Consider the following 9,680-nt stretch of genomic DNA (forward strand, 5'->3'; position numbering starts at 1 on the left):
AGATGTGTATACGAGCCCGCCCGAACCCGACCGTTCCACCGGGGGAGTTGGAAGCACCCGTGACGACCTGGACCGACCACACCGCCGATCGACCCATCGCTCTCACCGCCCCGAGCGGCATCGACCGGGCGGCCCACCACCGCCTCGACGAGGCCTGGCTCGCGGCGGCCTGGAGCCACCCCACCACCCGCTGCTTCGTGGTCTCCGGCGGTCAGGTCCTCATCGACGAGACGCCCGACGGCACCACCGAACTCGTCATGACCCCGTCCTTCGAGGCACCGCTCACCGAGGCGCACCGCTACTTCCTCGGCACCGACGCCGACGGTGTGAGCTACTTCGCACTGCAGAAGGACTCGCTGCCCGGACGCATGGACCAGTCGGCCCGCCCGGCCGGCCTGCGTGAGGCGGGCATGCTGCTGTCGCCGCGCGACACCGGCCTCATGGTGCACGCGGTCGGTCTGGAGAACTGGCAGCGCACCCACCGCTTCTGCTCCCGCTGCGGCGAACGCACGGTCATCGCGGCGGCCGGTCACATCCGCCGCTGCCCGGCCTGCGGCGCCGAGCACTACCCGCGGACCGACCCCGCGGTGATCATGGGTGTCACGGACGACGACGACCGCCTCCTCCTCGGCCGCCAGGTGCACTGGCCCGAGGGCCGCTTCTCGACCCTCGCGGGCTTCGTGGAGCCCGGTGAGTCCATCGAGCAGGCCGTGCGCCGGGAGGTCCACGAGGAGGTCGGCATCACCGTCGGCCAGGTCGAGTACATCGCCAGCCAGCCGTGGCCCTTCCCCTCCAGCCTCATGCTCGGCTTCATGGCCCGCNNCGGGAAGAGCTGCGGGCCGCGTTCGAGTCCGGGGAGGTGCTGGCTCCCTACGGCATCTCGATCGCGGCCCGGCTGATCGAACTCTGGTACGGCAAGCCCCTGCCGACCCGGGGGCACACCGGCTAGGGGTGTGACCGGGCGGGGGCTCGCGCGGCTACGCGCCTATCTTCTGCTTGACCTGCGCCAGCGAGGGGTTGGTGAGGGTCGAACCGTCCGGGAAGAGGACGGTGGGAACGGTCTGGTTCCCGCCGTTCGCCTTCTCCACGAACGCCGCGGACTCCGGGTCCTGCTCGATGTTGATCTCGGTGTACGTGATGCCCTCGCGGTCCATCTGGCTCTTCAGCCGACGGCAGTAGCCGCACCACGTGGTGCTGTACATCGTCACAGTGCCCGCCATGTCCCTGGCGCTCCTTCACGGTATGAGGGGTGCTCGTAGCAGTGAGTGGAACGTACGCGACGGGCCCGCCATTCCCCGCAGGAGGGTGGCGTCCACCACCACGCTCCGCCACGCCCCACGCCGACGGCCCACCCTGTGCGCCCGAGGCGCACGGGAGCGCCTGCCGCATTAGTACGACTGCGGGGGCCTGCCTGTGGACAACCGGCTCAGCCGTCTCCGGCGACCTGGCAGCATGGCCATGTGACAGCAGCAACGCACTCCACCCTCTTCCCGCGGGTCCCCGACTCGGCCGACGCGGTGCTCGAAGGGCTCGACCCCGAGCAGCGCGCGGTGGCCACCGCCCTGCACGGGCCGGTGTGCGTCCTGGCGGGTGCCGGCACGGGCAAGACCCGCGCCATCACCCACCGCATCGCCTACGGCGTGCGGGCGGGGATGCTCCAGCCCGCCAGCGTGCTCGCGGTCACCTTCACCGCCCGCGCCGCCGGGGAGATGCGCGGCCGCCTCCGCCAGCTCGGTGCCGCCGGCGTCCAGGCCCGCACCTTCCACTCCGCGGCCCTGCGCCAGCTCCAGTACTTCTGGCCGAAGGCCGTGGGCGGCGGGATGCCCAGGATCGTCGACCGCAAGATCCCCCTCGTCGCGGACGCGGCGGCCGCCTGCCGCATCCGTCTCGATCGCAACGAACTACGGGACGCCGCCGCCGAGATCGAGTGGTCCAAGGTCACCCAGACCGTCCCCGCCGACTACGCCGCCGCAGCCGCCAAGCACGGCCGGGAGACCCCCCGCGACCCGGCCGAGATCGCCCAGATCTACTCCACCTACGAGGACCTCAAGCGCGAGCGCGCCGTCATCGACTTCGAGGACGTCCTCCTGCTCACCGTCGGCATCCTCCAGGACCGGCACGACATCGCCGAGCAGGTCCGCTCCCAGTACCAGCACTTCGTGGTCGACGAGTACCAGGACGTCAGCCCCCTCCAGCAACGTCTCCTGGAACTGTGGCTCGGCGACCGGGACGACCTGTGTGTCGTCGGCGACGCCAGCCAGACGATCTATTCGTTCACGGGCGCAACACCCGACCATCTGCTCGACTTCCGCCTCCGTCACCCCGGCGCCACCGTCGTCAAGCTCGTCCGCGACTACCGCTCCACCCCCCAGGTCGTCCACCTCGCCAACGGCCTCCTCGCCCAGGCCCGGGGCCGCGCCGCCGACCACCGCCTGGAGCTGATCTCGCAACGGCCCCCGGGCCCCGAACCCCGCTACACCGAGTACACGGACGAGCCCGCCGAGGCGGAGGGCGCCGCCCGCCGTATCCGAGACCTCATCGGCTCCGGGGTCCCGGCGAGCGAGATCGCCGTCCTGTTCCGCACGAACTCCCAGTCCGAGACCTACGAGCAGGCCCTCGCGGACGCGGGGGTGCCCTACCAGCTGCGCGGCGCCGAGCGCTTCTTCGACCGCCCCGAGGTGCGCAAGGCGGGATCCGCGCTGAGAGCTGCGGCCCGCTTCGGCGGCAACGACAGCCTCCTGGAGGACGCCGTCGACCTCCCCTCACAGGTACGGGCCGTGCTGTCCGGCGAGGGCTGGACCGGCGAGCCACCGGCCGGCTCCGGAGCGGTCAGGGAACGCTGGGAGTCACTGGCCGCCCTGGTGAACCTGGCGCAGGACTTCGCCGCGGCCAGCCCCGACGCCACCCTCGGCGACCTCGTCGCGGAACTGGACGAACGGGCCAACGCCCAGCACGCCCCGACCGTCCAGGGCGTCACCCTCGCCTCGCTGCACTCCGCGAAGGGCCTGGAGTGGGACGTCGTCTTCCTGGTCGGCGTCGCCGAGGGCATGATGCCGATCACCTACGCCAGAACGGACGAGCAGATCGAGGAGGAGAGACGACTCCTCTATGTGGGCGTCACCCGCGCCCGGCAGCAGCTCTCCGTCTCCTGGGCCCTGTCCCGCTCGCCCGGCAGCCGCCCGAACCGGCGCCCCAGCCGGTTCCTCGACGGTCTGCGCCCCGGCTCCACCGCCCCCGGGGGCCGCTCCGGCGCGACCGCCTCCGGCGGGGTCGAACAGGGCTCGGCGGGCCACCGAACGGCCTCCCTCGCGGTCGGCGGCGGCAGCGGACCGGTCGCGCGCCGCACCAGCCGGACCCCGGCCCGCTGCCGGGTCTGCGGCCGCAGCCTGCGCGAGGCGGGCGAGATGAAGCTGATGCGCTGCGAGGACTGCCCCTCCGACATGGACGAGGGTCTCTACGAGCGGCTCCGCGAGTGGCGGGCCGTCCAGGCCCGACGCAGCGGGCAGCCCGACTTCTGCGTCTTCACCGACCTGACCCTGATGGCGATCGCGGAAGCGGGGCCGAGCACTCCGGTGGAACTGGGTCGCATCCCCGGCGTCATCGCCCGTAAGCTCCAGCGGTACGGCGCCGATGTTCTCGACATCTGCGCAGGTCGGGAGCCCCCGACCGAGGACGAGAGCGACTGATACGAACTCGTCGAAAAAATAGTTTGCGCATGCCCCAGCAATCCCCATAGGTTCTTAGGCACGGGAACAGCGGCCTTCTCCAAGGCCCTGGTTTCGTGGTGTACTTCATATCCGTCGGATTGGCTCACGCCGATCCCGTAGACGCCGAGAGGAGGCGAGTCCAGTGATCAGCATCAACACCAGCTTCATCAGCCCGGTCAAAATGACCGATCGCTCGGCCGTCTCCACGTGCATGCTCGGCGTCTCGAACCTGGGCACCGGTCTGTCCGCCCTCCGTGGCGGCCGTCCGGCGTCCTCCGTGTCTCCTGCGGGCCTTCCCGTCCGTGAGCGCAATGAGCGACCGACCAAGGCACTGGAAGCAGCAGTAGAGGCACAGGCCCAGGCCTATGCCTTTGCGGCGGCCGGTGCCGGAATCCGGAAGCAGACGACGCAGCACCACCTGATGTGGGCCTTCCGTGGGCCTGAACCCTGGAGTGATCCAGCCTGATCGACGATCAGGCCGGCGCCTTCAGGGCCGCGGAACCCCATCCGGGATCCGCGGCCCTTCTGTTTTGTCCCCGACCGGGGACTGCAGAGCGAAGGGGCCTCGGGACAAGAAAAGAACCCGGTACCAGCCGCCACCCGGCCCACCAGGCCGGAACGACCAGACGAGGAAGACGAACCGTGCAACTCGAAGCGCACGCCCCGTCCGTACCGCCTTCCGAAACGCTCCGCCCGCCCCGCCTCACGGAGGACTCCACCTTGACCCCGCTCACTGCGCTCACCGCGCTCGACGACGCCATCGAGAACCTGGGTGTACCCGTCCCCTGCCGCTCCTACGACCCGGAGGTCTTCTTCGCCGAGTCGCCGGCCGATGTCGAGTACGCCAAGTCCCTCTGCCGCACCTGCCCGCTGATGGAGGCCTGCCTCGCCGGCGCCAAGGAGCGGCGTGAGCCCTGGGGCGTCTGGGGTGGCGAGCTCTTCGTCCAGGGTGTCGTCGTTGCCCGCAAGCGGCCTCGTGGTCGCCCGCGCAAGAACCCGGTCACGGCATGAACATCACCGGAACGATCGACCGCCCTCTCACGCACGACCCCAAGAAGCAGGCCCCGATGAAGCCGTCCACGAGCGAGCTCGCAGGCTCCGCGACCCCAGACTTCACCACCACCGGCGCGAACGCCTCGCGTCAGAACAGGACCCGAGAAATGCATCTCATGCCAGAAGCCCTGGCTCGTGCGCATATGCACGAGCGCCTGCACCAGGCCGAGCAGGAGCGCCGGGCCATCCGCCTGGCGGTCGCCCGCCGGATGCAGCGCCGGGCCGAGCGCGCCTCGATGCGTGCCCGCCGTGCGCTCGCCATGGCGGTCATGCAGTAGCCGCCACGCGGCCATCGGCATGAGCCGGCCGGAAACGGCACAGGCACCTCATCACCACCTCTGACGGTGGTTCCTCGCGGGGGCGGGTCCGAAGGGACCGGCCCCCGCGCTGCGTTGCGAGCGCGGATCCGCCGGGCACGGAGTTATCGTCGCCCGGTGACGAGTCTTTCCGGGGGCAACGACGACAGCGGCTCCGCCGCGACACCGCAGACCCTCGTGTGCGCCCATTGCGGGGCCACCACCGAGGCTCCCCAACCCCTGTGGACCTGTTCCGTGGAGAACGGCCGACGGCACTACTTCTGCGAGACCTGCGCCCGGGAGAACCTTCGTGCGATCGAGGGCCGCCTGGACTCGGCCTGGTGGTGAGCCGGGAGCGGCGGGGTGGCGCGAGGCGGGCCGAGCCCGGCGGCGCGATATCGCCCCGCCGAGCCCGTGGGGTCGGCCGGCAGTCGGCTCACGCTCCCGTGGCCGACTCCGGCTCCTCGTCCGTCAGGAAGCCCGGCAGCCACTCCTCCAGCTCGTCGCGCATACGGACCGTCGCGCCCAGCTGACACAGCACACCGATGGTGCTCAGGGTGACCCGGTGGATGAGCAGGTAGGACGGGGGCAGGTTCAGCTGCTTGCCCAGCTGGTGGGCGGGGGAGCGCGGGTCGGCTATACGGGCGGCCTGGCTGCGCATCCAGCCTCGGGCGAAGGTGAACTCGTCGGCCCGGGCCGGCTCGATGATGGGCAGCAGATAGTCGAGGACCGCGTCCGGGTCCAGGTCGATCGACTCCTTGACGAAGCCCTCCGCGCACAACATCTCGTAGACGGCCTCGGCCTCCCCCTCGATGGTCAGACGCAGGGCGTCGCCGATCGGGGTGGGCAGGCCGCCCGGCAGCCGGTCCACCGTGCCGAAGTCGAGGACACCGAGGCGCCAGCCGACCTTCTCGTCCGGCAGGAGGCGGAAGTTCCCGGGGTGCGGGTCGGCGTGCAGGAGACCGGTGCGGGCCGGGCCCGAAAAGAGGAAGCGCGTCAGCAGTTGGCCCGCCCGGTCACGCTGCTCCTGAGAACCGTCGGTGATCACTTCCGAGAGGGGCGTGCCGTCCATCCACTCGGTCACGAGGACCTGGTCGCACTGGTGCACCACGGCCGGGACCACGACATCCGGGTCGTCGGCGAACTCCTCCGCGTGCGCCTGCTGGGCCTGCGCCTCCAGACCGTAGTCGAGTTCCTCGGAGACCCGGTCCCGTAGCTCCGCGATGAGGGGCTTGATGTCCATCCCCGGAATCAGCGGGCCCAGAAGGCGGGCGAACCGGCTGAGCTGCCCGAGGTCGGAGAGGAGGGCCTCGCCCGCGCCCGGATACTGCACCTTCACCGCGACCGCGCGGCCGTCATGCCACACCGCGCGGTGGACCTGCCCGATCGAGGCCGCAGCGGCCGGCTTGTCCTCGAACTCGAGGAACAGCTCCTGCCAGTCCTCGCCGATCCGCTCCCGCAGCACGGAGTGCACCGTGCGGGTCGGCATCGGCGGAGCCGCGTCCTGGAGCTTCGTGAGCGCGGCGCGGTAGGGGCCCGCGATCTCCTCGGGGAGCGCCGACTCGAAGACGGACAGGGCCTGCCCGAACTTCATGGCGCCGCCCTTCAGCTCGCCCAGGACCTTGAACAGCTGCTCCGCGGTGCGCTGTTGCAGCTCACGGCCCACGAGCTCCGCCGACTCGCCGACGATCCGCTTGCCGAGGCCCCAAGTGGCCCGACCCGCGAAGCCGAGCGGGAGCGCGGCGAGCTTGGCGGTCCGGGTGACCGCCTTCCGGGGAAGATCAGACATGCGCCCTCCAAGTCCCAGCCGGCCGTGCCGCGTACGCCTTGCGGGACAACCTCGTTGACCGCTGATGCCTCGCCATTGTCTCGCGCCGTTCCCCGTCTTTTGGGGTGTGTTCCCCGTTACCTTTCTCGCTCGATCCATTCTGCGCCGCTCCGCAGGGGCAATCGGGATGCGACCAGACCGGGCGCGAGTGCCAGTCGAGCCCTGGTAGAGAGGCCTCCCAGCGGGCACCCGCGCTGGACGGTGTCTGCCCGTCGAGGAAGGACAGCGCGTGACCCGCCGCCAGCGCCGCGACGGTGGTGGCGAGCGTCAGGTCGCAGGCCTCGACCTGACGGGGGCGGCCGGAGCGCCACTGCGCGACCAACCGCGGCCAGCTCTCGTCGCGGTCCGCGCGCCCCTGCTCCAGGCAGCCCGCGCAGCCCGTCTCACCGGGCAGGACCAGAGGACCCACGACAGCCGTGCCCTCCACGACGCTGGCGTACAGATGGGGTGTCCCGGAGGAGATGAGCGGCTCGGCTGCGGTAGGACCGGGGGCCTGGACGTCGACGGGGTCGCGTGGGGCGAGGATCACCAGGGAGAAGCCGGGCTCGTCGCGGAGGCGGTTCGACGGCATGTCCTCGGCCGGGTCCACGGGGGGCCGGGTTCCGCCGCGGCGCCGAGGCGGTCGGCCGGGGGCCGCGTGGCGAGCGGCCCGGCGCGCCGCGACGTCCCTGCGCTCACCGATCGACTCGACCGGCAGACCGCCCGGCGCCACATCCCACGGCTCCACCCGCCCGACGTCCCGCACGTCGACCTCGCCGACCCCCGCTCCCGACAGCAGGGAGGCGAGCACCGCACCCACCCGGCCCGCGCCCCGTACCTGCACTCTCTGTGAGCGACGGGCGGCCAGGTGCCGCATGGCGTCGCCCGGGGCGGGGGTGATCAGGGAGAGCGTGGCGACGTCGGGCCGCAGCCGGTCCAGGACCTCGGGCTTGCTCCGCAGGGCGTCCGCCGCCGGGCCGCCACCGGTGGCGTCGTCCAGCAGGCCGGACGCGGCCAGCCGCTCCACCATCCCGTCCACATGACCGTCGGGCAGGCCCATGGAACGTCCCTCCTCGCGCAGCAGCGGCAGCCCGCGCGTCCCGTCGAGGAGGTCGAGGAAGCCGCCCGTCGTCGTGTCCATCGGCCCCAGGACCATGGCGTGCGCCGGTGCGAGACCGAACTGCACGGTGTTGAGATCCCGCCAACCGCGCCGGAGCGCGGGCTTCACCATCGGATGCATGATCGGCCCCCGTAGCCAGAAGAAGATCCCCATGAGTCGACGGGGCGAGTGCCCGGTCCGCCGACGAGTGCCAGCATGCACGGACCGCGACGATGCGTGTCGAGAGTTGTCCACAGGCGACGGTGTTCATCGTACAAATCAGGCGCTCGGAGTGCGGATCGATATCGAACCGTCCCGGAGGCGGGACTTCCCCCGTGTGCAGCGGGTAACGTCGGGGCGTGCCCGCCGACCCACTGCACCGCGCCGGAAAATCACAGCGCAGCACGACGAGCCAGCCGCCAAGCGGCTCGGGGGCGAGCGCGATCGAGGTCCGCAGGAGCGCGCGACGGCGCAGAACGGTCTCCGCGTACCGAGAGGGCGATCGCACCGTCGTACTGATCCCCGCCCGGATGTCCGAGGCGGAGGAGCAACGCTGGGTGACCGTCATGCTCGACAAGCTGGCCGCGCAGGAAAGCAAGCGGCTCCTCGGCGACACCGAGCTGGCCGAGCGCGCCGCCCGTCTGTCGGACCAGTACTTCGGTGGGCGCGCGCGGCCCGCCTCGGTCCGCTGGGTCACCAACCAGAACACCCGCTGGGGCTCGTGCACCCCCGCCGAGGGCAGCATCCGGCTGTCGCACCGTCTGCAGGGCATGCCCGAGTACGTCGTCGACTACGTCCTCCTCCATGAGCTCGCACACCTTCTCGTGCCCGGTCACGGGCCACGTTTCTGGCGGCTTCTGGAGGCGTACCCGCGCACGGAGCGCGCTCGCGGATACCTCGAAGGGGTGGTCGCCGCCGACCGGCTGCCGCATCTCTCCGCCTCCGACGACGAGTGACGCCGCGCGCACGGGGAGCCCGCGCGTGACGTGACGCGTGACGTGAAGTGCACTCCACGCGCGCGTGGGCGATTCCCGGCAGGGTGGCTCGAAGACGCGCTTTTGTACCGGGTCTGTACCAGCCTCGTACGGTCTCGGACTTTGCGGTTAGCCTGGCGCGACGCACTCGCAGGCGCACTCACTTTCGGGATGGGGGACGGTCGTTACGCATGGCCAGGGAATTCCAACGCGGCCACAAGGCCAAGATCAGTGACCTCACCGCGGGTACAGATCTGTACGTAGGCGTACAGATCTCCGCCCCCGGACTGACCTTCGACATCAGCTGTTTCGGGCTGGACGCCGACGAACGTCTCTCGGACGACCGCTATTTCGTCTTCTTCAACCAGCCGAAGACCCCCGAGGAAGCCATCCAGCTCCTGGGCTCCCAGGCGGGCGACACGGAGTCCTTCCGGGTCACGCTCGACAAGATCCCGCCACAGATCCAGAAGCTGTCCTTCACGGCGACGATCGACGGCAATGGCCAGATGTCGCAGATCTCCCCCGGCTACCTGCGCATCGTCGCGGGCGGCGAGGAGGTGGCCCGGTACCCGTTCGACGGCTCGGAGTTCTCCACCGAGCGCGCCGTGATGCTGGGAGACTTCTACCTGAAGGACGTCTGGCGGTTCGCGGCCGTCGGCCAGGGCTTCGACGGCGGCCTGGACGCGCTGCTGAAGAACTTCGGCGGCGAGGTCGCCGAGGAGGAGCCGGCCGCCCCGCCCCAGC

General features: G+C 71.0%; 11 protein-coding genes and 1 pseudogene. 9 read left to right on the forward strand and 3 right to left on the reverse strand.

What is annotated here, in order from left to right; translation table 11 throughout:
* Window positions 1–59 precede the first annotated feature (59 nt).
* Together nudC and AOK23_RS50675 are read left to right on the forward strand one after the other, a co-directional pair.
* The coding region (gene nudC / locus AOK23_RS34185) for an NAD(+) diphosphatase (RefSeq protein WP_240496692.1) at window positions 60–821 on the forward strand (762 nt) is incomplete at its 3' end.
* Window positions 822–823: 2 nt separating this feature from the next.
* Window positions 824–949, forward strand: a pseudogene (locus AOK23_RS50675) (NAD(+) diphosphatase); the annotation flags it as partial.
* 28 nt (window positions 950–977) lie between these two features.
* On the opposite strand, the gene AOK23_RS34190 reads toward AOK23_RS50675, so the two are convergent.
* Entirely contained in the window at window positions 978–1,220 is a 243-nt protein-coding gene (locus AOK23_RS34190) for a mycoredoxin (RefSeq protein ID WP_055519018.1), read from the reverse strand.
* Between the two features lie 135 nt (window positions 1,221–1,355).
* Here AOK23_RS34190 and AOK23_RS34195 point away from each other — a divergent pair, with 135 nt between their 5' ends.
* From AOK23_RS34195 to AOK23_RS34210, 5 genes are all read left to right on the forward strand, one after another.
* A complete protein-coding gene (locus AOK23_RS34195) occupies window positions 1,356–3,686 on the forward strand; it encodes an ATP-dependent DNA helicase UvrD2 (RefSeq protein WP_063791453.1) in 2,331 nt (776 codons plus the stop codon).
* Between the two features lie 163 nt (window positions 3,687–3,849).
* Entirely contained in the window at window positions 3,850–4,173 is a 324-nt protein-coding gene (locus AOK23_RS46005; protein WP_079049870.1) for a hypothetical protein, read from the forward strand.
* 176 nt (window positions 4,174–4,349) lie between these two features.
* A complete protein-coding gene (locus AOK23_RS34200; protein WP_055716423.1) occupies window positions 4,350–4,718 on the forward strand; it encodes a WhiB family transcriptional regulator in 369 nt (122 codons plus the stop codon).
* Window positions 4,715–5,038 carry a hypothetical protein gene (locus AOK23_RS34205; RefSeq protein WP_055716424.1) on the forward strand — a complete coding sequence of 108 codons (324 nt, stop codon included), beginning with the start codon at window positions 4,715–4,717 and terminating at the stop codon, window positions 5,036–5,038. The genes AOK23_RS34200 and AOK23_RS34205 overlap by 4 nt, the downstream gene beginning before the upstream one ends.
* Before the next feature lie 156 nt (window positions 5,039–5,194).
* Window positions 5,195–5,404 carry a hypothetical protein gene (locus tag AOK23_RS34210; protein ID WP_055716425.1) on the forward strand — a complete coding sequence of 70 codons (210 nt, stop codon included), beginning with the start codon at window positions 5,195–5,197 and terminating at the stop codon, window positions 5,402–5,404.
* A gap of 88 nt (window positions 5,405–5,492) precedes the next feature.
* Here the strand turns inward: AOK23_RS34210 and AOK23_RS34215 are convergent, their stop codons facing one another.
* The gene (locus AOK23_RS34215) at window positions 5,493–6,845 is read right to left on the reverse strand and encodes an ABC1 kinase family protein (RefSeq protein ID WP_055716426.1); all 1,353 of its coding nucleotides are present in this window, start codon (window positions 6,843–6,845) and stop codon (window positions 5,493–5,495) included.
* Window positions 6,838–8,103 carry a TOMM precursor leader peptide-binding protein gene (locus AOK23_RS34220; RefSeq protein WP_055716428.1) on the reverse strand — a complete coding sequence of 422 codons (1,266 nt, stop codon included), beginning with the start codon at window positions 8,101–8,103 and terminating at the stop codon, window positions 6,838–6,840. Before AOK23_RS34220 ends, AOK23_RS34215 begins: the two co-directional genes overlap by 8 nt.
* Before the next feature lie 218 nt (window positions 8,104–8,321).
* On the opposite strand from AOK23_RS34220, the gene AOK23_RS34225 reads away from it, so the two are divergent.
* Together AOK23_RS34225 and AOK23_RS34230 are read left to right on the forward strand one after the other, a co-directional pair.
* Window positions 8,322–8,918 (forward strand): M48 metallopeptidase family protein, encoded by a 597-nt coding sequence (locus AOK23_RS34225; protein WP_063791454.1) that lies wholly within the window; start codon window positions 8,322–8,324, stop codon window positions 8,916–8,918.
* Window positions 8,919–9,127: 209 nt separating this feature from the next.
* Window positions 9,128–9,680 (forward strand): TerD family protein (locus AOK23_RS34230; RefSeq protein WP_169800365.1); only part of this gene is annotated, 553 nt, incomplete at its 3' end.

The organism is Streptomyces torulosus (assembly GCF_001419765.1).
Taxonomy (GTDB): Bacteria; Actinomycetota; Actinomycetes; order Streptomycetales; family Streptomycetaceae; genus Streptomyces; species Streptomyces torulosus.

Bases quoted from the DNA above. Each gene is read 5' to 3' on its own strand.
- AOK23_RS34190 (WP_055519018.1), bottom strand. From the start codon at position 1,220: ATGGCGGGCACTGTGACGATGTACAGCACCACGTGGTGCGGCTACTGC.
- AOK23_RS34205 (WP_055716424.1), top strand. From the start codon at position 4,715: ATGAACATCACCGGAACGATCGACCGCCCTCTCACGCACGACCCCAAG.
- AOK23_RS34215 (WP_055716426.1), bottom strand. From the start codon at position 6,845: ATGTCTGATCTTCCCCGGAAGGCGGTCACCCGGACCGCCAAGCTCGCC.
- AOK23_RS34220 (WP_055716428.1), bottom strand. From the start codon at position 8,103: ATGCATCCGATGGTGAAGCCCGCGCTCCGGCGCGGTTGGCGGGATCTC.